This window comes from Microbacterium radiodurans (assembly GCF_008710705.1).
Classification (GTDB): Bacteria; Actinomycetota; Actinomycetes; order Actinomycetales; family Microbacteriaceae; genus Microbacterium; species Microbacterium radiodurans.
The window spans coordinates 1166684-1188483 of sequence record NZ_VYRZ01000001.1 but is presented as its reverse complement, the minus strand read 5'-3'; the positions used below and the strand labels follow the sequence as shown (position 1 = coordinate 1188483).

Sequence of the window (21800 nt, the reverse complement as noted above, 5' to 3'; positions counted from 1 at the left end):
CGCCATCCGGGCGGATACGTAGCGTGGGCGGTCACCGTTACGAGGGAGACCCCATGCCCAAGCCCACGACCGTCCTGCTCCTCGCCGTTGTCGGCGTCGGCGCCTATGTCGCCGGCGCGAAGGCGGGCCGCGCCCGCTACCGCGACATCAGTCACGCCGCGAAGCACCTCTGGGACGACCCGTCGCTCCGGAAGGCGCGCAAGCGGGCTCGCAAGGTCGTCGATTCGGCCGCTCATCGCGCGTCGAAGAAGCTCGGCGCCTGACATCCAGAACGGAGAAGAAGCCCGACGCCGAGGCGTCGGGCTTCTTCTTCAGGTGAGCGGCTCCGGAACCCGCGCCGGCCCGGATGCCGCACGTCATCGAGCCTGTTCGTCCTCTTCGGGCTCGAACGTCGACGCCGTCCCGGTGTGGCCGGCGGCAACGCCGTCCGGGTCGGCGGGGATCGTCCCATCGGATCCGAGGCCGCCGGGCTCGCGGGTGCCGTCGGCATCCGCTTCGCTCGTCGGGACCTCGACGTCCGGACCCTCGTAGGCGTTGTCATCCGTGTCGCGATGCGTACCGTTGTCGGACATCTCTTCCTCCTTCTCACCCTGGCTGCGGATCGATCGATCAGCAGCGTCGTCGGTCATCAGATGAACGGTGCGAGTGCTCCCGCTGTCAGCGCGAGGGCTCCGGCCACGGCGCCCGACGCCGTCGCCGTCATGCGCAGGTGGCGTCGTGTACGCCGGCGCCGCGCGACATTCCCCGGAGCGGTCGTCGTGAGCAGCGACTGCTGCGCATCCTTGAGCGTGCCGTATCGGCCGATCGGGGTCGACTGGCCGTCCATCGCAATGAAGTGGCCGTCCGGCGACGTGTCGACCGAACCGATGAATTCGCCGTCTGTCGAGGCGACATAGAAGCCGGGCGCGACGGTCGACCACGTGATGCGGCGGGCGCTCAGCGCCCGGACCGTCTCGGTCGGGCGCGCTTCGGCGATCGTGCTCATGCTGCGGCCGCCAGTTCCCGCCGCTCACCGGCGCGGATGCCTGCCGACTCCATGGCCTCGTCTGCGTCGATGTCGACGCTCAGGCCGGCGGACGAGCTCGCAGCCCGTGCCATCTCGGTGAGGAGATTGGAGTCCAGCTTCTCGTTCTCGGCGCTCGCGAAGACGAACCGCAGCGGGATCGACGGCTGCAGCCAGAGGGTCTCGCGCCCTCCCCGACCGGGCGCGTGCTTCAGCGTCAGCGTGAAACTCTCGGACCGGCGCAGTTTCGTCGCAGCCAGCACCTTGATGTGCGCGAGGAGCCGGTCGGGCATCTCGATGGGGGCGATCGCGTTGCCGTAGAACAGCTGTCCCATGGTGGCTCCTCACAGGTGGTGGATGACTTGTCCTGAACGCTACTAGGTGTACAAGTATCTCGTCAAGTTAGACATATGTTAAGCTAAAGCCACGATCGAGTGATCGGGAGGTTCACATGACCGGGTTCTTCTACGACGACGAGCGCCAGCGCACGACGAGCGCCCTCGAGGCGCTGCGTCTGTATCAGGCTGCCGAGGCGGCGATGCGTCGACGCACGCGCGAGTCGATGTCGATGGGCGAGAACGAGCTTCTCGTCGTGCGTCAGCTCCTGCGCGCGCAGCGCCGTGGTCTGCAGGTGAAACCCGGCGACGTCGCCAAATACCTCGGGATCTCGACGGCGAGCACGACGAGTCTGCTCGACCGCCTCGAGAGCTCCGGCTACCTGCGGCGGGTCCCCCACCCCAGCGACCGCCGCAGCGTGTATCTCGAACCCACTGAGCGCGCCGACGAGGAGGTGCGCGCCACGCTCGCCGCCATGCACGACCGGATGCACGACGTGGCCGCCAACACGACACCCGAAGCCACCGCCGCCGTCATCGACTTCCTCACCCGGATGCAGGAGGCCGTCGACTCCGTGGCGCCCGCTGCATCCTTGCAGCGCTGACTCGAATTACCGGATCGCGCTTAGTCGCGGACGAGTGAACCGTCAACAGCTCGATGAACACCCCGGTGCGCGACGATCATGGCGGCATGACTGACATCACCGCCCAGAAGGGCCTCTTCAACGACATCGAGTTGCACGTCCACGACACCGGCGGCTCGGGCCGGCCGGTCGTGCTCATCCACGGCTGGCCTCTGTCGGGCGCATCCTGGTCGGAGCAGATCCCTGCACTCACCGCGGCCGGCTATCGCGTCGTCGCCTACGATCGCCGGGGATTCGGACAGAGCGACAAGCCGCGGTCGGGGTACGACTACAACACCTTCGCGAAGGATCTCGCGGCAGTCCTCGACACGCTGGACCTGCGCGACGTGACGCTCGTCGGCTTCTCGATGGGCGGGGGCGAGGTGGCTCGCTACATCGCCAATCACGGACAGGAGCGAGTCCGCAGCGTCGTCTTCGCCGCGGCTGTTCCGCCCTACCTGGCCCACACGGCTGACAACCCCGACGGACCGCTGACCCAGGAGGCCGCCGACAGCATGGAGAACGGCCTGAAGTCTGACGAGCCGTCGTTCTACGACGGCTTCGTCACCGACTTCTTCTCGGTCGACGGCGTCCTCAAGGTGACCGAGGAGCAGCGGCAGGAGGCCCTCGCACTGACGCGCCAGGCGGATCACCACGCGGCGCTCAAGTCGATGGAGGCCTTCGGCACGACGGACTTCCGTGAGGATCTGCCGGCGATCACGGTTCCCGCCCTGATCATCCACGGCGACGGCGACGCGACCGTGCCGTTCGAAGGCTCGGGCAAGCGCACGCACGAGGCGATCGCCGGCAGCGAGCTCGTGGTCGTGACGGATGCGCCTCACGGGCTCAACGTCAGCCACGCCGACGAGTTCAACGCGGCGCTACTGGATTTCCTCGCGAAGTAGGCACCGCGCACAGCGAACGGGGCGCCCTCTCAAGGGGCGCCCCGTTCGTGCTCACGTCGAGGATCGGCGAGCTCAGAGTTCCGTCTTGCCGCTCGATCCCTCGTACGGCTCACCGGTCAGCTTCGACTTCACCAGCCCGACGAGCGTCGCGATCCGGCCGCCCGCACTGCTCCAGTACTGGCCCGACACCGCACCGACCTTCAGGAGCGTGACCTCGGGGTCCTCCGGACCCTTGGGGAACCACGCGTCGACCGCGTTCGACCAGAAGTCGCGAAGCCGGCCGAGGTCGTCCACGACCTCGGCGTCGCCGGCGAGCGACACCCAAGCGTCGTTGGTGCTGAGCGACACGCCGACTCCCGGGCGGCTCCGGACGTGCTCGACGACCGAACTGCCGCGCCCGACGATGAACCACAGGTCTCCGTCGAACTCGGCCTCCTGCACCGTCAGCGGACGCGACGTGAGCTTGCCGTCGCCGTCGGTCGTCGTGACCATGGCGAAGCGGAAATCCGGCAGCAACTCGGTCAGGGTCGTGCGGGGGTCGTCGTCGTGCGATGCCTCGGTCATCGTCTCTCCTTCGTCGGGGTGCTCCACCCTCGCACCGCACGGCGTCGCCGCGCGTCGTCTTGACACCGCGGGGCTCGGTGGGTCACCGGTCGGCCGGCGGGAGATCACCCTCCGGACGGGTTGTCGAGCGGGTCGCCGTCCGCATCCGTCGTCGTGTCGGGCCCGGGCGGATCCTCGCGATCGACCGCACCGTGCGTTCCCGCCGCCTCACGACCGGAATCGGGCTGATCCCCCGGCTCGTCTTCGCGGTCGTCGTATCGATCGTCTTCCGAGGTCGTCATGCGTGCGCTCCTTCGTCGCGCGGACGGCCGCGGATGCGCGAACGTCCTGTCGAGACAGCGACGCTACGCACGCGCCGGTCCATCACCGAGGGTGTTGACAGAACGTCGGCCGCCGGGGTCAGCGCGCGGCGAGACGCTGGAGCTCGCGGTTGACGGCTCGCATCCCCACCTCGAGAGCCACGAGCTCCTCGAGATCCAGTCCCGCCAGCACATCGACGCCGAGAGCCGGCCGCGGACCGACGACCTGACCGAAGACCTCGCGCCCGAGCGGCGTGGGTCGCACGCGTCGCACGCGCTGATCGTCGAGATCGGTGACCCGCTCCACGAGCCCTTGCTCGACCAATCGGTCGATGAGCTTCGACATCGTCGGAAGCGACACCGCGAACTGCTCGGCGAGCGCGCTCGCGGTCGCCGACTCGGCGACGACGATCGCCGTGAGCGTCTTCAGCTGCGTGATGGTCAGGTTCGTCTCGAGGAGCGAACCGACCATGCGTGGGAGCGAGCGCACCGAGATCGCCAGGGTCAGCGCTTCGATGCGCTCCCGAGCCGCCGTGGTCGCCGCATCCGTCACGGTCACACGCTAATCGAAAGGATGCCGCGCACCGGCGGAATCGCTTAGCCTGAGGCTAATGTTCGCGTCCGACGACGGACGCAGGAAAGGAATCGACATGGCCCTCACCGCCTCCTCCCCCATCGGCGACTGGATAGACGACCCCGCCGGTGGGCCGCTCATCGGTCAGCTGCTCGCACAGGCGGGAGTCGGAGTCGACACGCTCGCGCCGGTGCGCGGGCTCCCGTTGCAGCAGCTCGTCGCGCTCAGCCAGGGGAAGATGCCCCAGGCAGTGGTCGACGACCTGGTGCTGCAGGCGAACGGCGGAGTCGCGCCGGAGGAGACGGAGCCCGGCGGGTGGCAGGAGCGCATCGTGCCCGGACGCTTCGCCGGCAGGACCGTCGTCGTGACAGGCGCCGCCTCGGGCATCGGACGCGCCACCGCGTCACGCGTCGCGCGCGAAGGCGGCAGAGTCATCGCGGTCGACATATCCGCGGAGCGGCTCGGCGAGCTCGCCGCCTCGCTCGGCGAGGCCGACGTGACGACTGTCGCGGGCGACATCACTCGCCAGGAATCGGTCGACGCGATCGTCGCAGCCGCCGGTGCGCGCATCGACGCTCTCGCCAACGTCGCCGGGATCAACGACGACTTCTCGCCGCTGCACGAGACCACGGACGAGATGTGGGACCGGGTCATCGGCGTCAACCTCACCGGAGCGTTCAAGCTGACCCGGGCGGTTCTGCCGACGATGATCGCCGCCGGCCGCGGCGCCGTCGTCAACGTCGCCAGCGAGGCGGCGCTGCGCGGGAACGCGTCGGGCAACGCCTACACCGCTTCGAAGCACGCGGTGGTGGGGCTCACCCGGTCGGCGGCCTTCATGTACGGGCCGCACGGCATCCGCGTCAACGCCGTCGCGCCGGGGGGCGTCGCCACCGGCATCCCGTTCCCGCCGAACGTGTCCGAGGCAGGCTCGGCGCGCCTGCGGCCGTTCCAGGCCCAGATTCCGACGGTGGCCACAGCCGAGGAGCTCGCGGCATCCATCACCTTCCTGCTCTCCGACGACGCCGTCAACATCAACGGCGCCGTCCTCGCCTCCGACGGCGGCTGGTCGGTGCAGTAACCCGCGCCGGACACGACGACGAGGCCCCGGCGACCAGATGGATCGTCGCCGGGGCCTCGTCGCATGGAGGGGACTCCGGGTGTCAGCCCTTCGTCGAGCCCGCCAGCAGGCCTCGGACGAAGAAGCGCTGCAGGGAGAGGAACACGGCGAGCGGGATGACGATCGCGATGAAGGCGCCGGCCGTGAGGAGGTACCAGTCCTGACCGCGGCTTCCCGTCATCTCCGCGAGGAGCTTCGTGATCGGCGCGACGTTGCCGTCCGCGAAGATCAGGGCCACGAGCAGGTCGTTCCAGACCCACAGGAACTGGAAGATCGCGACCGAGGCGATCGCCGGCATGGTCAGCGGCAGGATGATCCGGAAGAAGATCTGGCCGTGGCCGGCACCGTCGACGCGGGCCGCCTCGATGACGTCGCGCGGGATTTCCGACATGAAGTTGTGCAGCAGGAAGATCACGAGCGGCAGCGCGAAGATCGTGTGCGCGAGCCAGACCTGGGCGTAACCGGCCTGTCCGATGCCCTGGATGACCGGCACCCCGAAGATCGAGCCGCCCGAGAACAGCTGCAGGAGCGGGATGAGCGCCATCTGGATGGGCACGATCTGCAGCGCGAAGATCAGCACGAAGAGGATGTTGCGACCGCGGAACTCCATCCACGCGAAGGCGTAGGCCGCGAGCAGCGCGATCGAGATCGGGATGACCGTCGCGGGGAGCGTGATTGCGATCGAGTTGACGAACGCGCCGGCCATGTTCAGCTGGCTGTTGCCGGCTTGGAGGGCGGTGGCGTAGTTGTCGAGCGTCCAGCCCCAGTTGGTGAACACCGTCCACCAGCCCGTGGACTGGATGAGCTCCTGCGGCCGGAAAGACGAGATGAACAGGCCGAAGGTCGGCAGGGTCCACAGCACCGCGATCACGAGGGCGGCGATGGTGGCCCCGCGCGATGACAGGCGCTTCTTCGCGCCCGCGCTCACGCCGCGTTCGGCCTTGCGCTCGCCTCGGGTGAGGGCCTTCTTCGTCTCGGCGTCGACGGGAAGGTCGATCGGTGTGACGGCGCTCATCAGCGCACCTCCTGCTGCTTCTTGAGCTGAACCGCGTTGTAGACCACCAGCGGCAGCACCAGGACGAACAGCACGACCGCGAAGGCGGCGGCGCGTCCCTGCTCGAAGCTGCGCATCTGAGTGAACATCTCGTTCGCGATGACGGATGTGTTCGAGTTGCCGGCGGTCATCGTCCGGACGATGTCGAACACCTTCAGCGACGCGATGGCGATCGTGGTGAGCACGACGACCAGCGAGCCGCGGATACCGGGCACCACCACGTTGATGAAGCGCTCCCAGGCGTTGGTGCCGTCGAGCTCGGCAGCCTCGAGCTGCTCGGTCGGAACGCCCTTGATCGCCGCCGACAGGATCACCATGGCGAAACCGGTCTGCACCCAGATGAGCACCACGATGAGGAACAGGGTGTTCCAGGGCTCGAGGGCGAGGAAGTTGATCGGCTGCCCGCCGAGCCAGACGATGACCTGGTTCAGGAAGCCGATCTGCTCCTGACCGGCGGGACGCACGGTGTACATGAAGCGCCAGATGATCGAGGCTCCCACGAACGAGATCGCCATCGGAAGGAAGACCAGGATCTTGAAGTACTTCTCACCGCGAGCCTTATCGATGAAGTACGCGTAGGCGAGACCGGCGATCGTCGAGACGACCGGGGTGATGACGACCCAGACGATCGTGTTGAGGACGACGCGGAGCCCCTGCGGCTGGGTGAAGATCCAGATGAAGTTCTCGAGACCGACGAATTCCTGGCCGTTGCGGTTGAAGAAGGCCTGACCCGTGGTCTGGATGGCCGGCACGATGAGGCCGACCAGGAGCAGCAGCACCGCGGGCGAGAGGAAGGCGAGCAGCTGGAACAGCGACCCCGCGCCGTGCTTGGCGCGCATGTCGAGGAAGAAGAGGAGCAGACCGAGGAACGCGGCCGCGATGATCGCCCATTGATAGGACTGCAGCAGCCACAGCACCAGCGCCGGAGCGGCGACGCAGGCCGCCAGCCGGACGCCCGTGTAGACCCGCCCGCTGCGCGGGGCGATCTCGACGAGGAACAGGATGAGACCGACCACGGCGAGGAAGACGCCGATGATGATCGGGATCTCGAGCCAGGGCGAGATGGTGCTCAGCCATTGGAAGAAGTCGCGCATGGGTGTCCTTTCGAGCGCGTCGTCGGACTCGACGGAGGTGGGGGCGGAGCAGGAGGTGGGAGAGGCGGGACCGTCCCGGAGGACGGCCCCGCCGTGCGGTCAGCTGGAGGGCCAGCCGCCTTCGATCTGCTCGAGCACCGTGGCCTGGGGCGTTCCGTTCACCCAGTCGTTCATGCCCTTGAAGAACGTCCCGGTGCCGACGGCCGACGGCATCAGGTCGGAGGCGTCGAAGCGGAACGTCGTGGCGGGGTCCTGCAGGATGGTGATGGCCTCGGTCAGGATCTCGCTGGACGCGTTCGCCGGGTCGAGGCCCTTGTTCGCCGAGATGACGCCGCCCAGGCTGACGCGCGAGTTGGCCCAGTCGGCGCTGGAGAGGTACGCCTGCACCTTCTGCGTAGCCTCGTCGTCGCTGAACGCGCCGACGATCTCGCCGCCGCCGGTCACGACGTTGCCCGTCGCACCGGACTCGAACGGCGGGGTCAGGAAGGCCCAGATGTCGCCGTCCTCGGCGACCGTGCCACCGGCATCCGTGATGAAGCCGTCGTAGAACGAGGCCTGGTGGTGCAGAGCGCAGCTGCCCTGGACGAGCGCGGTCGCCGGGTCGCCGAACGGCGTCGTGACGATCGTGTCGACACCGCCGAAGCCGGCGTTGACGTAGTCGGCGTTGAGGGCGATCTTGCCGAACTCCTCGAACGCCGAGGAGATCTCGGGCGACGTGAACGGGATCTCGTTCGCGACCCACTGGTCGTAGACATCGGTGCCCGATTGACGGAGGACGATGTCCTCGATCCAGTCGGTGCCCGGCCAGCCGGTGGCGGCGTCCGAGCCGAAGCCGATGCACCACGGGGCAGTGCTGGTGGACTGCTGGATCTGCGCGGTGAGATCGAGCAGGCCCTGCCAGTCGGTGGGCACCTCCCAGCCGTTCTCCGCGAAGGTCGAGGGCGAGTACCAGATCCAGCCCTTGACGCTCGCCATGAGCGGCGCGCCGTACTGCGTTCCGTCGTACTGGCCGTAGGCGGCCCAGTCGTCGGACCAGCCTTCCTCCACGTTGTCGATGACCGTCTGCGGCGCCTCCTTGAGGTAGCCGGCCTCGGCCATGTCGCGCATGAGTCCGGGCTGCGGGAAGATCGCCAGGTCGGGAGCGTTGCCACCCTGGGCGCGGACCGGGATCTGCGTCTCGAACTCCTTGGAGGCTTCGTAGACGATGTCGATCCCGTTCTCCTCCTCCCAGTCGGCCCAGGACTGCTCGAGCAGCTCGGCCTCGGTGTCGGAGATCGTGCCGTAGACGGTCACCTCCGTGTCACCCTCGCCGCCGCCGCTGCTGCCGCCGCCGCTGGTCGAACCGGGGCCGCCACTGCAGGCCGCCAGCGCGAGACCGCCGACGGCGATCAGCGAACCGAACGCGAGGGCGCGGCGTGGAATGGTCTTCATGTGTCCTCCTCATCGAGTGGGTCCCGTCCTCGGGACCCCGTCCACTGTGGTGCGTGGGTGGTATGGAACCGTTTCCGGCTCCACCGTAGAGTACGGATCCGGCGCGGCTCAACCAGCTCGGATAACGACTGCGTAACCGATCGCTGTGGTATCGCTCTCACAATTGTCTCGACTCGGTATCGGCGCCTAGCGTCGGTGTCGATGACCGTGCCACAATGACGCCGCAACCGGTTCCGGACTCGGCCTCGCAACGACGCCGCCGAACGGAAGGAGACCCATGACCGGGATCGCAGACGTGGCCCGCAGCGCCGGCGTGTCGAAGGCGACCGCCAGCCGCGCCCTCTCCGGCAGCTCGCAGGTCTCGGACCAGACGCGCCGCCGCGTCCGCGCGGCCGCCGACGCGCTCGGCTACGTTCCGTCGACGAGCGCTGTCAGTCTCGCGACGGGACGCACGCGCGCCGTGGGGGTCGTGATGCCCTACCTGACCCGTTGGTTCTTCGCCGAGGTGCTCGAGGGGATCCAGTCGGTGCTCCTCCGCGAGGGCCTCGACCTCACGCTCTACGACGCCCGTCCCGGCACGGAGGGGCGCGCACGCGTGTTCGAGGACTTCCTCGCGCGCCAGCGCTTCGACGGTCTCATCGCCGTCGGGCTCGAACCCGACGATCACGAGCTCGAGCGCCTCGTCTCGATCGGGCGCCCCGTCGTCAGCGTGATCGGAGGCGGCGAGGGAACGACCTCGGTCGCGATCGACGACCTGCATGCGGCGCGACGAGCGACGGAGCATCTGCTCGCGCTCGGCCACACCGATGTGGTGTTCGTCGGGGGCGCCGGCGACGGGCGCGGCCCGAGCGTCGACGCCATCCGTCTCGAGGGATACCGCGACACGATGCGCGAGGCCGGCCTGCTCCCCCGGCATGTCGCCGCTCTCACGTCGCTTCCGGGCGGGTACGCCGCCGCCGTAGACCTCCTCGGCGACCTGCGCGAGCGGCCGACAGCCCTCGTCGCGGTCTGCGACGAGGTCGCGATCGGAGCGATGATCGCGGCCCGTCGACTCGGCATCCCCGTGCCGGCCGCGCTGAGCGTCGTCGGCATCGACGATCATGAGTACGCGGAGATGTTCGCCTTGACGACTCTGGCTCAGAATCCGCGCGAGCAGGGCGCCGCTGCGGCTCGGCTCCTGTGCGCGCACCTGGGCGACCCGGATCTCGCCCCGTCGACCGAACGGCTGCAGGCGCGCCTGGTGGTCCGAAGCTCGACGGCGCCCGTGCCGGGGCGCGAGGGCGTCATGGTGTCCGACACCGGGCTCGCGCGCGACTGAGCGCGGGGCGCACCCTCGTGCGGCGGCCCGCAGGAGTGCCGCGGATACGACGATGGCCCCGGATGCAGCATCCGGGGCCATCGTGCTGCTCTCGAGCGAGAGCGGGGGATTACTTGAGGGTGACCGTGGCGCCGGCGGCCTCGAGGGCCTCCTTCGCCTTCTCGGCGGTCTCCTTGTTCGCGCCCTCGAGGACGGCCTTGGGAGCACCGTCGACGACAGCCTTGGCCTCGCCGAGGCCCAGCGAGGTGAGCTCGCGGACCGTCTTGATGACCTGGATCTTCTTGTCGCCGGCAGCCTCGAGGATGACGTCGAACGAGTCCTTCTCCTCCTCGGCCTCAGCGGCACCAGCGCCACCAGCGGCGCCGGCGACGGCGACGGGGGCAGCAGCGGTGACGTCGAACTTCTCCTCGAACGCCTTCACGAACTCGCTGAGCTCGACGAGGGTCAGGCCGGCGAACTGCTCGAGCAGCTCCTCGGTGGAAAGCTTCGCCATGATGTATCTCCTAGATAGATGGGGTTGGTGTAAGAGCTCGCCGGTCGCTCACGCGGCGTCGGCGGTCTCCAGCTTTTCGCGAAGCGCGTCGATGGTGGCGGCAGCCTTGCCCATCGTCGCCTTCATCATGCCCGCAGCCTTCGCCAGCAGAACCTCGCGGCTCTCGAGCGATGCGTACTTGTTGACCTCGTCGGCGCTGAGGGCGTTGCCCTCGAAGATGCCGCCCTTGATCACGAGAAGCGGGTTGGCCTTGGCGAAGTCACGCAGAGCCTTGGCGGTGGCGACGAAGTCGCCGTGCACGAACGCCACGGCCGAGGGACCCTTGAGGTCCTCGTCGAGCGCCGTGATCCCCGCGTTGTTCGCGGCGATCTTGGTCAGCGTGTTCTTCACCACGGCGTAGTTCGCGTCCTGACGGATGCTGTTGCGCAGCTGCTTGAGCTGGGCAACCGTCAGACCGCGGTACTCGGTCAGCAGAACGGCAGTCGAGTCCTCGAATGACTTCGTGAGCTCGGCGACCGATGCGTCCTTCTGCACCATGGTCACTCCTTGATGTGTGCCTGACGCGCCGCGGTGGCGGGGCGCCGGCCTCGACCGCTTCGTCGGAGGCCCCGGACATGACGAGAGCTCCGGCGCAGAGGCACGGAGCTCGGTTCCCGAGGGAGAAGTTCAGTGTCACCTGCGCGGGCCCCTGCTGTGCAGAGCTTCGATCACGAGTGCGCTCACACGCACACCGATGACCAGCGGTCTTTGGCTTGCCCTCACTCTACCCCGCCCTCCCCCCTGCCCCCAAATCCGCGCTGCTCTGCCGCGCCCGCGCGGCGCCGAGCCCACCCGTCAGCCCCGATCCCACCCCTCAGATACCGCTCTCAAGAGGTGGGGTCGGCAGTTCCAGGTGGGTTCGGCGCGGCAGCGGAATGTGGAAGGCGAGCAGGAGTCGCCGCAATGACTCCGTCGACGCGATGGCGGACGACGAGACTCGCAGCACGCGACGTCCGGTCACGCCGCGCACCCAGTCCTCGCGGCGTTTCTCGTCCAGCACCACCTGCTCGGGCGTCCGGCCGCGCCGCATCGCCGGTTCGGTGTACTCGCCCCGACCATCGCACTCGATGAATGCGTCCACCTCCTCGAGCTCGAGATCCATCCAGTAGCAGCCGCCGCCGGGAGCCGGGACGGGCGACTGCAGACGCAAGCGCGAGAACCCGAGACGCCGCAGCTGCAGCCGGGTCACGCTCTCGAGCGGGAGCTCGGCCCGGCCGTCCGCGATGTCGACGATCACGCGGGCCCGCCGGATGCCTCGAGCACCCGGCATCTCGCAGCGCCGTCGCATCCCTTCCCGCCAGACCTCGGCAGCGGCGTCGTCGAACCGGCGCGGGTGTCCGCCGACGATGCCGAGCGCCGCATCGGCGCACGACAGCGACACCTCGGGCGCCGCGACCCGCGCCATGTCGAGGACGGTGCGCTCGAGCGACGTGCACCGGACTCCGTCCACCTCGATGACATCGTCGTCCGGCACCTCGCCCTCATGCCGGAAGACGTCGCGCCGGCTGCTTCGATCCGCGGCGCCGACCAGGACGTGCACACGTCGGGGCTGAACCCGATACAGCGGCAGACCGTGAAGCACAGCGGCCGAGACGTGCGAGAAGACGAGATCGGATGCCGCCTCCCGAGACACCGCGGCGATGTGCAGTGTGTGCCGGGCTTCGGTCGAGAGCGCGCGCCACACCGATCCGTCGACGTACGCGTTCCGTCGGATCCGCTGCAACCCGCCGGTGGCGACCCGATCATCGATCGCCCGGGCGGTGGCTCCGTCGACCAGAAGATCGTGCCGGCTTCGCAGATGTGGACGCAGAGCGGACAGCGCAGGAGCGTTCATACCTCGGACCTTCGCACCCGCGACCCCGCACGGGTGCGGCCAGCGTTGCATCCGGTGAGCGATCTCCCGGATGCGGTCCGTGGGGAGAGCTCGCCGAACCCACCTCTTCGCATCGAGCCCACCCGATCCGCACCGTGCGTGTGGGGTGGGGTCGTCGCGAAGGGGTGGGGTCGGCGGCAGGAGACCGGCAAGCGGGGGCGGAGGCACGCCGACGGGGGCGAGGCACGCCGGAGACAAGGCCGGGAGTGCCGGGGACCCGGGTTAGGGTCGAGGACGTGAATCCCGAACTCGCCGCTCGCATCGTCGCGGATTCCCGCGATCGCGTGGCGTGGATCCGGGCACGGTCCCGCGGCATCACGGCGACCGACGTCGCGGCTCTGACGAGCCCGAAGGCGATCGCCCGCGCCGCCGATGCGAAGCTCATGGGCTCGGGGTTCTCGGGCAACGCCTACACGGACCACGGACGACGGCGCGAGCCCGAGATCGCCGCCTGGGTGGCTGCGACCCACGGCATCCAGCCCTCGTCGGCGCTCTTCCATGCCGTCGTCGAGAAGCGGCACCTGGCCACCCCCGACGGCGTCGGCCTCGACGCGGAGGGGCGCGTCGTCCTGGCCGAGATCAAGACGACGAACAAGAGCTGGCGCTCGATCCCCCGCACGTACCTGCGGCAGGTCTGGTGGCAGCAGCACGTCCTCGGCGCCGACCGGACCCTCGTCGTCTGGGAGCAGCACGACGGATTCGTGCCGATCGATGACGAACCGCGCTGCGCCTGGGTCGACCGCGACGAGCGCGAGATCCGCTCGCTCATCAACCTCGCGACGGATCTCATCGACGAGCTGTACCGCCGCACGATGCAGCGCCGCGCCGCCGAAGCCCCGCGCACGCCTCCCGCGCCGCCGCGCGAACCGTTCCGGGCGCTCGCCCTCGCCGACTGAGCCGCACGACGCGTCGGCCTCACCGGATCCACCGACACGCCCGCGATCAGCGGAGCGGGGTGACCACCTTCTGCTCGGCGTCCCAGAGCCGCAGGCCCGTGAGCAGGCCGTCGACGGATGCCGCGCCCACGACGGCCAGCGCCCGACCGACCTGCTCGGCGGTCATCCGTCGGGCGAGGGTGATGTGCGGGGTCCAGCGGTCGACCGCCGTGACGGCGTAGTGCTCCGGCGGCGCCCCGAGGACCGCCACCGCCCGCGCGTGGAAGCGCAGCAGGTCGGCCGTGACGAGCAGGGGACGCGCGAGCACGAACCGGTCGCGCGCCGGGAAGACCACCGCTCCTCCGACGCGGCAGGTCAGCGGGAGCCCGTCGGCCAGCTCGACGAGGCGGCCGACGGCGTCCGGGACGAGGTCGTCGCGAACAGCCACCGTCACGTGCGGACGGTTCGATTCCGAGGCATGACGGCCGGCGCTCGGCAGGCCGGCATCCGTCAGACGCTGCCAGTCGGCGAGGACGGCGGTATGGATGCCGTCGTCCGGCAGGGCCTCGACGCTGAACATGTCTCCATCCTGACGAAGATCGGTCCCGCAGCGGAATAGTTGACGCGGCTCAACCATTGAACATATGGTTGACACATCTCAACGGTTGACACGAATCAACCACTTCGCCGGGTGACCGGCTATCGACGAAAACACCACCGACGATCCCGCGCCAGCGCCGCCGCGTCCGTCCGCTCTTCTGGAGGACCCATGTCCGCACCTGCTGCCCCGCACGAGGGCAAGCGCATGTCGCATCGCGTCGTGCTCGAAGCCCTCTCCGGCCTGCTCCTCGGCATGTTCGTGTCGATGCTGGCCTCGACCGTCGTCTCGACGTCCCTGCCCGTGATCATCCACGACCTCGAGGGCACGCAGACCGCGTTCACCTGGGTCGTCACCGCGACACTCCTGACCACGGCGATCTCCACCCCGATCTGGGGCAAGCTCGCCGATCTGACGAACCGGAAGGTGCTGTACCAGCTCGCGATCGTGATCTTCGTGCTCGCGACCGCCGCCGCCGGCTTCTCGCAGAGTCCCGAGATGCTCATCGCATTCCGTGCGGTGCAGGGAATCGGCGCCGGTGGACTCGCGGCCCTCAGCCAGGTGCTGATGGCCGACATCATCAGCCCCCGCGAGCGCGGTCGCTACATGGGCCTGTTCGGTGCCGTCATGGCCGTCGCCACCATCGGCGGCCCGCTCCTCGGCGGCGTGATCACCGATGCCTGGGGCTGGCGCTGGAACTTCTTCGTGGCCCTCCCCGTCGCGGTCGCCGCTCTCATCATCGTGCAGCGCACGCTCCACATCCCTGCCCGCGAGCGCAAGCAGACCCGCATCGACTACCTCGGCATCGTGCTGCTCTCGGTATCCGTCTCGCTCCTGCTCATCTGGGTCACCCTCGCCGGCGACACGTTCGAGTGGATGAGCATCGAGACCGTCCTCATGGTCGGAGGCGCCATCGTCGGCGCCGTGCTCTTCGTCATCACCGAGCTCAAGGTGCGCGAGCCGCTCGTCCCGCTCACGCTCTTCCGCAACCTGACGTTCACCCTGTCGGTCATCGCGTCCATCGCGACCGGTATCGCGATGTTCGGCGCCTCGGTGTTCCTCAGCCAGTACATGCAGCTCGCACGCGGTGCCACTCCGACCGAGGCCGGCGTCATGACCATCCCGATGATCGGCGGCCTGCTCGTCGCCTCGATCGGTGTCGGGGCCCTCATCACGCGCACGGGCAGGTGGAAGCCGTTCCTCGTCATCGGCGCGATCCTGCTGATCGGCGGGTCGGGCCTGCTGTCGACGATCCACTACGACACGGACTTCACGCTCGTCTCGATCTACATGGCGATGCTCGGCGCCGGCATCGGCATGACGATGCAGAACCTGGTGCTCGTCGTCCAGAACACCTCCCGCCCGACCGAGATCGGCGTCGCCAGCTCGGGAGTGACGTTCTTCCGCAGCCTCGGCGGCACCGTGGGCGTGTCGGTGATGGGCGCCGCGCTGGCCACCCAGGTCACGACCCTCGTGGGCGACCGCACCGTCGACATCCAGGCGGCGCTCGCCTCGCTCGGCGACCAGGCGCAGACCTGGGCGGCGCAGCTGCAGTCGGGCACCCTGCCCCAGGTGTCGGCGATGCCCGAGGCCCTGCGCGTGGTGTTCGAGGACATCTACGCGACCGGCATCTCGCGCTCCTTCCTCATCGCCGTCCCGTTCGCAGTGCTGAGTCTGATCGCCATCGTGTTCCTGCCCAACAAGCCGCTCAACACCATGACGACCAGCGAGCGCCTGCAGGCCGGCGAGGCCGACCTCGCGACGGTGTCGGTGCCCGAGGGCATGGGCGCGCTGACGGCCACCGGGTCGGTGCGCTCCACCACCGACGCCGCGCGCGCCGGCACCGCCGACCGGTCGCCCGAACAGGATCGATAAAGTGATCGGGATGACCGCTGCACACACCCCCGACGGCCTCCGGAGCGATTCCGGGGCCGTCGGGGCGGCAGGCACCGGCGAGGACCGCGCCGACGCGGTGCGCCTCCTCGAGATGGAGTTCGGCGAGCTCTTCACGCACGTCCGGCGGATGTACGCCGAGATGGCGAATCGTCTGAGCCCGGGCATGCTGCCCGGCGCATACAAGGTGTTCACCACGATCGCCCGACGCGGCGAGACCACGCTGTCGAGCCTGGCCGAGCTTCTGCACGCCGACAAGGGCCAGATCAGCCGGACGGTGCGCGAGCTCGAGGAGCTGCGCCTCGTGCAGCGTGCGCCCGACCCCGCCGATGGTCGCTCGAGCCTGCTCACGGCGACGGAGTCCGGTCTCGAGCGGTGGAACGCGGCGCGAGCACCGCACGAGAACTCCCTTCTGACGGCCCTGGAGACGTGGCAGATCGACGACATCCGGGAGCTCACGCGGCTCCTGCACGCCCTGTCCACCTCCGCGAGCCCGCGCGGCTGACGCGGCGTGCCGCACGACTCGGACTGTGTCACACGCGCGGAACGGACCGTTCTCAGGAGAGATGCGGCCGCGGCGTGCCAGGCGCAGCCGCAGAGTCAGCTCTTTCCTGAGAAAGGGGCACGCAACCGGATCGCACCCGATCGAGCGCACGATCGCGCGGCGCGTCTCCCGGTCGGACGCATCGCACGGCTGCCGAACCGTTCTCAGGAGAAGGGCGGCCGCCGCGGGCCCACGTGGCCTCAGCGCATCTCCGATCCTGACAACGGGCGGATCCCGTGAGCTTCTCGGCCCGGTGATGACGCCGTAACACCCGCGAGACAATCGCGCGATTGACTGACGTCGAACCGAACCGCCGCCGCCCACCCGGCACGGCGAGGAAGGAGCGACGGATGAGATCCCGGACGCTGCGCACCGCACCCGTCCCCCTCCCCGCGGTGCACGTCGAGCCACCATCCGAGACGATGCGCGCCATCGTGTTCGACGCTCCCGGCGAGGCGGACGTGCTGCGGCTCGCGGAGATTCCCGTCCCCCGCCCCACGCTCAGCGAGGTGCTGGTGCGCATCGAGGCGGCCGGCGTGAATCCGATCGACGCGAAGACGCGCTCCGGGCACGGGGTCGCCGAAGCCATCGACCACTGGCCGAGCACCATCGGCTTCGACTTCAGCGGCGTCGTCGTGTCGACCCCGTACGAGGCGCACGAGCTCCAACCCGGCACCGAGGTGTTCGGGATGCTGCCCTTCCCCCGCTCCGGCGGCAGCTACGCCGAGTACGCCGTCGTGCCCTCGCTCTCGGTCACGCGCAAGCCGGCGGGACTCTCGCACGTCGAGGCCGCGGGCGTTCCGCTGGCTGCGCTCACCGCGTGGGGACTCGTGGTCGAGACGGCCCTCGCTCACGAGGGGCAGCGCATGCTGATCCACGCCGGGCCCGGCGGAGTCGGTCATCTCGCGGTGCAGCTCGCGTCCTACTTCGGCGCGCACGTCACGGCTACGGGTTCGGAGCGGAATCTGCCGTGGCTGCGCGACCTCGGCGCCGAGGTCGCCATCGACCACGCCACCACCCGCTTCGAGGACGTCGTCGGCGAGATGGACGTCGTCATCGATCTCGTCGGGAACGTCGCGGACGACACCGGCTCCCGCTCGCTCGGGGTGCTGCGCACCGGCGGACTGTATGTGCTCGTTCCAAGCGGCGCCTGGCCCGGCTACGCCGATGAGGCGGCCGCCGCGGGGGTGCGCGCGACGGGGTACCAGGTCGTTCCCGACGGCAGCGTGCTCGCGACGCTCGCTCGCCTGCTCGATTCCGGGGCGATCCGGGTCTTCGTCGATTCCGTCCACGACCTGTCGGATGCCGCGGCAGCGCACCGCGAGGTCGAGCGCGGTCACGTGCGGGGCAAGGTCGTGCTGTCGGTCACTGCGGGCCGGTGATCACCCCAGGACCTTCCGCGCCTCCGCGACGATCTCATCGGCGACGGCGTCGAGAAGGGGCGAGCGCACGTTCCACTGCTGCCAGAAGAGCGGGACCACGACATCCGCTCCCCCGAGCCGGACGAGTTCGCCCCGATCGACCGGCATCGACGACTGCAGCGTCGGGAGCAGCGCCCAGCCGAGACCGAGGAGCACCGCGGCGGCGAAATCCTGCGACGCCGGCACCCGGTGGCGCGGGGCTCGGGCCGGGTCGACCGACCGGCTCCGCAGCCACCGCGTCTGCAGCTCGTCACGCCGGTCGAAATCCACCACCGGTGCGGCCTCGAGCGCCGCGGCATCCGTCTGGGTGACTGCATCCCCGAACCACCGTCGCGCGAAGCCGGGTGCGGCGACCGCCTCGTAGCGGAGAGCTCCCAGCGGACTGACGCGGCACCCTGCGACCGGCGTCTCGCGCGACGTCACGGCGCCCATGACCGTCCCGCTCTCGAGAAGGCCCGCGGTGAAGTCCTGGTCGTCGCGATGCAGGTCGAAGACGACGTCGTGGGCCGCGCTGAGCCGGCTCAGGGGCGGGAGGAACCACGTCGCGAGCGAGTCCGCGTTGACGGCGAGAGGCACGGTCGCCGTCGCCCCGTCGAGCTCTGCCAGCGCGTCCCGCTCGAGCAGGGCGAGCTGCCGGGCGTACCGGACGAACGGATGCGCGGCCTCCGTCGCACGCACGGGCTTCGAGCGGACGAGCAGCACCCGGCCGGCGATGCGCTCGAGCGCGCGGATGCGCTGGCTGATGGCCGAGGGGGTCACGTGGAGGCGGCGTGCGGCGGCATCCAGGCTCCCTTCGTCGAGCACGGCGACGAGGGTCTCGACCAGGTCGGACGGAACCCGCATCTTCAGCTGCGCTTCACGGGGTGAAGTTCCATGAACTGGACTGTACCTGCGAGTACGCCTACCGTCGAACCGTGCTCACCGCCCTTCTCGCCGGACTCGGACTCGGCCTCTCGCTCATCGTCGCGATCGGCGCTCAGAATCTGTTCGTGCTTCGTCAGGGCATCCGTCGCGAGCACGTCCTGCTCGTCGCGACGATCTGCGCCGTGTCGGACGCGGTCCTCATCGTCGCCGGCGTGACGGGACTGGGGCTCGTGCTCGAGAGCATCCCGTGGCTCGTCCCGGTGGTGCGGTGGGCGGGGGCGATCTTCCTCGCGGTCTACGGCCTGATGGCGGCGCGGCGCGCGTGGCGTCCGACGGGCGAGGTGCTCGACGGCCGCTCCCCCGGCGCACCGGGGCCGACGCCCGCCCCCGCCCGGTCGCCCGGCACGACCACCGTCCGCACCGGCTCGCGCCGCGCCGCCGTCGTCCTCGCGTGCCTGGCGCTCACCTGGCTGAACCCCCACGTCTACCTCGACACCGTCTTCCTGCTCGGCAGCATCGCCGGCACCCACGGCGACGATCGCGGCTGGTTCGCCGTGGGTGCCGTGACCGGCAGCATCCTCTGGTTCTTCGGACTCGCGTTCGGCGCCCGGCTGCTCAGCCGCGTGCTCGCGACGCCGCGGGCCTGGCGCGTCCTCGACGCGATCGTCGCCGTCGTGATGATCGCCCTGGCGATCAGCCTCGTCGTCGGGTGAGGCAGGATGGGCCCATGCGCAGCGTTCACGTGATCGTCGAGGGCGACGTCCAAGGCGTCGGCTACCGGTACACCCTCCGGCTCGAGGCCGACCGCGCGGGTGTCGCGGGTTGGGTCCGCAACCGGCTCGACGGGTCGGTGGAAGCGGTGGTCGAAGGAGCCGACGACCGCGTCGACGACGTCCTCGCCTGGATGGCCGAGGGCCCGCCCGGTGCTCGTGTGGACCGCGCTCGCGTCACCGATGCCGACCCCGCGCAGCTGTCGGGGTTCGAGGTGCGGGACACGGCCTGACAGTCCCGCGCCGGGCGCCGGATGCGCGGGCGCGCGTGGGCGCCCTCAGCGCAGGCCGGCGACGAGCTCCGCAAGCACCTCATCGGCGTCGTCGCGAGTCGCGAGCGCGGCGGCCTGCCCCGCCCACAGCGACGACAATTCCGGGTCGCCTGCCGCGGCGGCGCGGAAGACACCGGTGAGCCAGTTCTGCGCCGGGAACGGCGCGATGATCCCGCTCGCCTCGATCTCCCGCAGCGCGCGGTTCGAGATGCCGCGCGCCAACCGCCCGCTCATCGCCCGCGTCAGCACGGTGTCGGTGTCGGCGGCCGCCGCGATGGCGGCGCGGTGTCCCTGGGACGCCGCCGACTGCCGCGTCCGGAGGAACGCGGTGCCGACCTGCACGCCCGCCGCGCCGAGCGCGAGCGCCGCCCGGACGCCCCGCCGATCGGCGATACCGCCCGCTGCGATCACGGGCACGTCCACGGCGTCGACGATCTGCGGCACGAGGGCGATCGTGCCCACGAGCGACCGCTCGGGCGACGTCAGGAACGAGACGCGGTGGCCCGCCGCCTCGGCCCCGCTCGCGACGACGACGTCGACACCGCCGGCCGCCAGCGCGACGGCCTCGGCGACCGATGTGGCCGTTCCGACCACGCGGATGCCGCGGCGATGCGCCTCGTCGACGACGGCGGCCGACGGGACGCCGTAGACGACGCTCAGCACGGCGGGCGCGGCACCCCAGACGGCCTCCAGCTGCTCGTCGAGCGACGGCAGGAAGACCTGGGGCGTTGCCGGCTCCGGCACTCCCGCCGCCGCGAAGAGCGGCCGCAGCGCGGTACGGAACGGCTCGAGATCCACATCCGCCGGTCGCACCTCGTCGCCCGCCGGAAGCCAGAGGTTGAGCGCGACGGGGCGATCCGTACGCTCGCGCAGCAGCGCCGCCGTGCGTCGGATGCGGTCGCCGTCGTATCCGTAGAGTCCGAACGATCCCAGCCCGCCGCCCGCACTGACGGCGGCGGTGAGCTCGACCGAGGACAGTCCCCCGAAGGGTCCGAGGACGATCGGAACATCGATGCCGAGCACCTCGGCCAGCGGACGGGTCATTCCCCGACGCTACCGCGCACACCGACAGCGCACCCGACCGGCCGTCGCCGAGACGACGAACGGGGCCCCACCCGAAGGCGAGACCCCGTCCGTACGGAGAGCACTCAGACGAGCGCGTTGACGTCCAGCGGGATGCCGGGGCCGAACGTGGTCGACACGGCGCCCTTCTGGATGTAACGGCCCTTGGCGCTCGAGGGCTTCAGACGCACGATCTCCTCGACCGCGGTGTTGAAGTTCTCTTCGAGCTGCTCGGCCGAGAACGACGCCTTGCCGACGACGAAGTGCACGTTGGCGTGCTTGTCGACGCGGAACTCGATCTTTCCGCCCTTGATCTCCTCGACGGCCTTGGCCGGGTTGGGGGTCACGGTGCCGGTCTTCGGGTTGGGCATGAGGCCACGGGGACCCAGCACCTTGCCGAGGCGACCGACCTGGCCCATGAGCTCGGGGGTCGAGACCGCCGAATCGAAGGCGGTCCAGCCGCCGGCGACCTTCTCGATGAGCTCGGCGCCGCCGACCTCGTCGGCACCCGCGGCGATCGCGGCCTCGGCCGCGGGGCCGGTCGCGAAGACGATGACGCGGGCGGTCTTGCCGGTGCCGTGGGGCAGGATGACCGTGCCGCGGACCATCTGGTCCGCCTTGCGCGGGTCGACGGCCAGCTTCAGCGCGACCTCGACGGTGGAGTCGAACTTCTTCGAGCCGGTCTCCTTCGCGAGGGCGACGGCCTCGGTGGCGCTGTAGAACGAGTCGCGGTCGATCTTCGCCGCGGCTGCTTCGTAAACCTTGGACTTAGCCATTGT

The 21800-nt window shown here is 69.8% G+C and carries 27 protein-coding genes; 11 read left to right on the top strand and 16 right to left on the bottom strand.

What is annotated here, in order from left to right; translation table 11 throughout:
- The first annotated feature begins 53 nt into the window (after positions 1-53).
- Positions 54-263: a hypothetical protein gene (locus F6B42_RS05530; protein WP_150418533.1), complete on the top strand. Its 210-nt coding sequence runs from the start codon at positions 54-56 to the stop codon at positions 261-263.
- 93 nt (positions 264-356) lie between these two features.
- On the opposite strand, the gene F6B42_RS05525 is transcribed toward F6B42_RS05530, so the two are convergent.
- The 3 genes from F6B42_RS05525 to F6B42_RS05515 are packed head-to-tail and all read right to left on the bottom strand — an operon-like array spanning position 357 to position 1338.
- Positions 357-572, bottom strand: coding sequence for a hypothetical protein (locus tag F6B42_RS05525; RefSeq protein WP_150418532.1), 216 nt, complete (start codon positions 570-572; stop codon positions 357-359).
- A 56-nt stretch (positions 573-628) separates the two neighbouring features.
- Positions 629-985, bottom strand: coding sequence for a peptide ABC transporter permease (locus tag F6B42_RS05520; RefSeq protein ID WP_150418531.1), 357 nt, complete (start codon positions 983-985; stop codon positions 629-631).
- Positions 982-1338 carry a DUF7882 family protein gene (locus tag F6B42_RS05515; protein ID WP_150418530.1) on the bottom strand — a complete coding sequence of 119 codons (357 nt, stop codon included), beginning with the start codon at positions 1336-1338 and terminating at the stop codon, positions 982-984. The genes F6B42_RS05520 and F6B42_RS05515 overlap by 4 nt, the downstream gene beginning before the upstream one ends.
- A 116-nt stretch (positions 1339-1454) precedes the next feature.
- Here F6B42_RS05515 and F6B42_RS05510 point away from each other — a divergent pair, with 116 nt between their 5' ends.
- Together F6B42_RS05510 and F6B42_RS05505 are read left to right on the top strand one after the other, a co-directional pair.
- A complete protein-coding gene (locus F6B42_RS05510) occupies positions 1455-1943 on the top strand; it encodes a MarR family winged helix-turn-helix transcriptional regulator (protein WP_150418529.1) in 489 nt (162 codons plus the stop codon).
- Between the two features lie 86 nt (positions 1944-2029).
- Positions 2030-2866, top strand: a complete 837-nt coding sequence (locus tag F6B42_RS05505) for an alpha/beta fold hydrolase (protein ID WP_150418528.1) — start codon at positions 2030-2032, stop codon at positions 2864-2866.
- A 72-nt stretch (positions 2867-2938) separates the two neighbouring features.
- Here the strand turns inward: F6B42_RS05505 and F6B42_RS05500 are convergent, their stop codons facing one another.
- The 3 genes from F6B42_RS05500 to F6B42_RS05495 form a co-directional block, all read right to left on the bottom strand.
- A complete protein-coding gene (locus tag F6B42_RS05500; protein ID WP_150418527.1) occupies positions 2939-3430 on the bottom strand; it encodes a pyridoxamine 5'-phosphate oxidase family protein in 492 nt (163 codons plus the stop codon).
- Between the two features lie 104 nt (positions 3431-3534).
- Entirely contained in the window at positions 3535-3711 is a 177-nt protein-coding gene (locus tag F6B42_RS14800; RefSeq protein WP_191089269.1) for a hypothetical protein, read from the bottom strand.
- Between the two features lie 118 nt (positions 3712-3829).
- Positions 3830-4282 (bottom strand): MarR family winged helix-turn-helix transcriptional regulator, encoded by a 453-nt coding sequence (locus F6B42_RS05495; RefSeq protein WP_150418526.1) that lies wholly within the window; start codon positions 4280-4282, stop codon positions 3830-3832.
- Positions 4283-4379: 97 nt separating this feature from the next.
- Between F6B42_RS05495 and F6B42_RS05490 the strand changes: the two genes are divergently transcribed.
- Positions 4380-5381, top strand: a complete 1002-nt coding sequence (locus F6B42_RS05490; RefSeq protein WP_150418525.1) for an SDR family NAD(P)-dependent oxidoreductase — start codon at positions 4380-4382, stop codon at positions 5379-5381.
- 82 nt (positions 5382-5463) lie between these two features.
- Here F6B42_RS05490 and F6B42_RS05485 read toward each other — a convergent pair whose 3' ends face one another.
- From F6B42_RS05485 to F6B42_RS05475, 3 genes are all read right to left on the bottom strand, one after another.
- Positions 5464-6435, bottom strand: a complete 972-nt coding sequence (locus F6B42_RS05485) for a carbohydrate ABC transporter permease (protein ID WP_150418524.1) — start codon at positions 6433-6435, stop codon at positions 5464-5466.
- Positions 6435-7568: a carbohydrate ABC transporter permease gene (locus F6B42_RS05480; protein ID WP_150418523.1), complete on the bottom strand. Its 1134-nt coding sequence runs from the start codon at positions 7566-7568 to the stop codon at positions 6435-6437. The genes F6B42_RS05485 and F6B42_RS05480 overlap by 1 nt, the downstream gene beginning before the upstream one ends.
- 99 nt (positions 7569-7667) lie before the next feature.
- Positions 7668-8999, bottom strand: coding sequence for an ABC transporter substrate-binding protein (locus tag F6B42_RS05475; protein ID WP_150418522.1), 1332 nt, complete (start codon positions 8997-8999; stop codon positions 7668-7670).
- Positions 9000-9276: 277 nt separating this feature from the next.
- Here F6B42_RS05475 and F6B42_RS05470 point away from each other — a divergent pair, with 277 nt between their 5' ends.
- On the top strand, positions 9277-10317 hold the full coding sequence (locus tag F6B42_RS05470) for a LacI family DNA-binding transcriptional regulator (protein WP_150418521.1): 1041 nt from the start codon (positions 9277-9279) through the stop codon (positions 10315-10317).
- Between the two features lie 109 nt (positions 10318-10426).
- Here F6B42_RS05470 and rplL read toward each other — a convergent pair whose 3' ends face one another.
- The 3 genes from rplL to F6B42_RS05455 all read right to left on the bottom strand — a co-directional run bounded on the left by rplL (position 10427) and on the right by F6B42_RS05455 (position 12683).
- Positions 10427-10810 (bottom strand): 50S ribosomal protein L7/L12, encoded by a 384-nt coding sequence (gene rplL, locus F6B42_RS05465; RefSeq protein ID WP_150418520.1) that lies wholly within the window; start codon positions 10808-10810, stop codon positions 10427-10429.
- Between the two features lie 48 nt (positions 10811-10858).
- A complete protein-coding gene (gene rplJ / locus F6B42_RS05460; RefSeq protein WP_091500065.1) occupies positions 10859-11347 on the bottom strand; it encodes a 50S ribosomal protein L10 in 489 nt (162 codons plus the stop codon).
- A 316-nt stretch (positions 11348-11663) separates the two neighbouring features.
- Positions 11664-12683, bottom strand: a complete 1020-nt coding sequence (locus F6B42_RS05455; RefSeq protein ID WP_150418519.1) for a hypothetical protein — start codon at positions 12681-12683, stop codon at positions 11664-11666.
- A gap of 275 nt (positions 12684-12958) precedes the next feature.
- Between F6B42_RS05455 and F6B42_RS05450 the strand changes: the two genes are divergently transcribed.
- Entirely contained in the window at positions 12959-13618 is a 660-nt protein-coding gene (locus F6B42_RS05450) for a YqaJ viral recombinase family protein (protein WP_150418518.1), read from the top strand.
- A gap of 46 nt (positions 13619-13664) precedes the next feature.
- On the opposite strand, the gene F6B42_RS05445 is transcribed toward F6B42_RS05450, so the two are convergent.
- A complete protein-coding gene (locus tag F6B42_RS05445) occupies positions 13665-14177 on the bottom strand; it encodes a 2'-5' RNA ligase family protein (RefSeq protein WP_191089268.1) in 513 nt (170 codons plus the stop codon).
- 189 nt (positions 14178-14366) lie between these two features.
- Here F6B42_RS05445 and F6B42_RS05440 point away from each other — a divergent pair, with 189 nt between their 5' ends.
- The 3 genes from F6B42_RS05440 (at position 14367) to F6B42_RS05430 (ending at position 18014) form a co-directional block, all read left to right on the top strand.
- On the top strand, positions 14367-16070 hold the full coding sequence (locus tag F6B42_RS05440; protein WP_223878358.1) for an MDR family MFS transporter: 1704 nt from the start codon (positions 14367-14369) through the stop codon (positions 16068-16070).
- Between the two features lie 10 nt (positions 16071-16080).
- Positions 16081-16593: a MarR family winged helix-turn-helix transcriptional regulator gene (locus tag F6B42_RS05435; RefSeq protein WP_150418516.1), complete on the top strand. Its 513-nt coding sequence runs from the start codon at positions 16081-16083 to the stop codon at positions 16591-16593.
- A gap of 389 nt (positions 16594-16982) precedes the next feature.
- On the top strand, positions 16983-18014 hold the full coding sequence (locus tag F6B42_RS05430; protein ID WP_150418515.1) for an NADP-dependent oxidoreductase: 1032 nt from the start codon (positions 16983-16985) through the stop codon (positions 18012-18014).
- On the opposite strand, the gene F6B42_RS05425 is transcribed toward F6B42_RS05430, so the two are convergent.
- Positions 18015-18896 carry a LysR family transcriptional regulator ArgP gene (locus F6B42_RS05425; protein WP_150418514.1) on the bottom strand — a complete coding sequence of 294 codons (882 nt, stop codon included), beginning with the start codon at positions 18894-18896 and terminating at the stop codon, positions 18015-18017.
- A gap of 71 nt (positions 18897-18967) precedes the next feature.
- On the opposite strand from F6B42_RS05425, the gene F6B42_RS05420 reads away from it, so the two are divergent.
- Positions 18968-19630, top strand: a complete 663-nt coding sequence (locus F6B42_RS05420; protein WP_150418513.1) for a LysE/ArgO family amino acid transporter — start codon at positions 18968-18970, stop codon at positions 19628-19630.
- Positions 19631-19644: 14 nt separating this feature from the next.
- On the top strand, positions 19645-19920 hold the full coding sequence (locus F6B42_RS05415; RefSeq protein WP_150418512.1) for an acylphosphatase: 276 nt from the start codon (positions 19645-19647) through the stop codon (positions 19918-19920).
- 45 nt (positions 19921-19965) lie between these two features.
- Here the strand turns inward: F6B42_RS05415 and F6B42_RS05410 are convergent, their stop codons facing one another.
- Together F6B42_RS05410 and rplA are read right to left on the bottom strand one after the other, a co-directional pair.
- The gene (locus F6B42_RS05410; protein WP_150418511.1) at positions 19966-21003 is read right to left on the bottom strand and encodes an NAD(P)H-dependent flavin oxidoreductase; all 1038 of its coding nucleotides are present in this window, start codon (positions 21001-21003) and stop codon (positions 19966-19968) included.
- Positions 21004-21107: 104 nt separating this feature from the next.
- Complete coding sequence (gene rplA, locus F6B42_RS05405; protein WP_150418510.1) at positions 21108-21797, bottom strand: 50S ribosomal protein L1; 690 nt, start codon at positions 21795-21797, stop codon at positions 21108-21110.
- Positions 21798-21800 lie beyond the last annotated feature (3 nt).

Excerpts from the sequence above, each read along its gene's own strand:
- F6B42_RS05530 (WP_150418533.1), top strand. The coding sequence starts at position 54 with ATGCCCAAGCCCACGACCGTCCTGCTCCTCGCCGTTGTCGGCGTCGGC.
- F6B42_RS05525 (WP_150418532.1), bottom strand. The coding sequence starts at position 572 with ATGTCCGACAACGGTACGCATCGCGACACGGATGACAACGCCTACGAG.
- F6B42_RS05520 (WP_150418531.1), bottom strand. The coding sequence starts at position 985 with ATGAGCACGATCGCCGAAGCGCGCCCGACCGAGACGGTCCGGGCGCTG.
- F6B42_RS05515 (WP_150418530.1), bottom strand. The coding sequence starts at position 1,338 with ATGGGACAGCTGTTCTACGGCAACGCGATCGCCCCCATCGAGATGCCC.
- F6B42_RS05510 (WP_150418529.1), top strand. The coding sequence starts at position 1,455 with ATGACCGGGTTCTTCTACGACGACGAGCGCCAGCGCACGACGAGCGCC.
- F6B42_RS05505 (WP_150418528.1), top strand. The coding sequence starts at position 2,030 with ATGACTGACATCACCGCCCAGAAGGGCCTCTTCAACGACATCGAGTTG.
- F6B42_RS05500 (WP_150418527.1), bottom strand. The coding sequence starts at position 3,430 with ATGACCGAGGCATCGCACGACGACGACCCCCGCACGACCCTGACCGAG.
- F6B42_RS14800 (WP_191089269.1), bottom strand. The coding sequence starts at position 3,711 with ATGACGACCTCGGAAGACGATCGATACGACGACCGCGAAGACGAGCCG.
- F6B42_RS05490 (WP_150418525.1), top strand. The coding sequence starts at position 4,380 with ATGGCCCTCACCGCCTCCTCCCCCATCGGCGACTGGATAGACGACCCC.
- F6B42_RS05485 (WP_150418524.1), bottom strand. The coding sequence starts at position 6,435 with ATGAGCGCCGTCACACCGATCGACCTTCCCGTCGACGCCGAGACGAAG.
- F6B42_RS05480 (WP_150418523.1), bottom strand. The coding sequence starts at position 7,568 with ATGCGCGACTTCTTCCAATGGCTGAGCACCATCTCGCCCTGGCTCGAG.
- F6B42_RS05475 (WP_150418522.1), bottom strand. The coding sequence starts at position 8,999 with ATGAAGACCATTCCACGCCGCGCCCTCGCGTTCGGTTCGCTGATCGCC.
- F6B42_RS05470 (WP_150418521.1), top strand. The coding sequence starts at position 9,277 with ATGACCGGGATCGCAGACGTGGCCCGCAGCGCCGGCGTGTCGAAGGCG.
- rplL (WP_150418520.1), bottom strand. The coding sequence starts at position 10,810 with ATGGCGAAGCTTTCCACCGAGGAGCTGCTCGAGCAGTTCGCCGGCCTG.
- rplJ (WP_091500065.1), bottom strand. The coding sequence starts at position 11,347 with ATGGTGCAGAAGGACGCATCGGTCGCCGAGCTCACGAAGTCATTCGAG.
- F6B42_RS05455 (WP_150418519.1), bottom strand. The coding sequence starts at position 12,683 with ATGAACGCTCCTGCGCTGTCCGCTCTGCGTCCACATCTGCGAAGCCGG.
- F6B42_RS05445 (WP_191089268.1), bottom strand. The coding sequence starts at position 14,177 with ATGTTCAGCGTCGAGGCCCTGCCGGACGACGGCATCCATACCGCCGTC.
- F6B42_RS05440 (WP_223878358.1), top strand. The coding sequence starts at position 14,367 with ATGTCCGCACCTGCTGCCCCGCACGAGGGCAAGCGCATGTCGCATCGC.
- F6B42_RS05435 (WP_150418516.1), top strand. The coding sequence starts at position 16,081 with ATGACCGCTGCACACACCCCCGACGGCCTCCGGAGCGATTCCGGGGCC.
- F6B42_RS05430 (WP_150418515.1), top strand. The coding sequence starts at position 16,983 with ATGAGATCCCGGACGCTGCGCACCGCACCCGTCCCCCTCCCCGCGGTG.
- F6B42_RS05425 (WP_150418514.1), bottom strand. The coding sequence starts at position 18,896 with ATGCGGGTTCCGTCCGACCTGGTCGAGACCCTCGTCGCCGTGCTCGAC.
- F6B42_RS05415 (WP_150418512.1), top strand. The coding sequence starts at position 19,645 with ATGCGCAGCGTTCACGTGATCGTCGAGGGCGACGTCCAAGGCGTCGGC.
- F6B42_RS05410 (WP_150418511.1), bottom strand. The coding sequence starts at position 21,003 with ATGACCCGTCCGCTGGCCGAGGTGCTCGGCATCGATGTTCCGATCGTC.
- rplA (WP_150418510.1), bottom strand. The coding sequence starts at position 21,797 with ATGGCTAAGTCCAAGGTTTACGAAGCAGCCGCGGCGAAGATCGACCGC.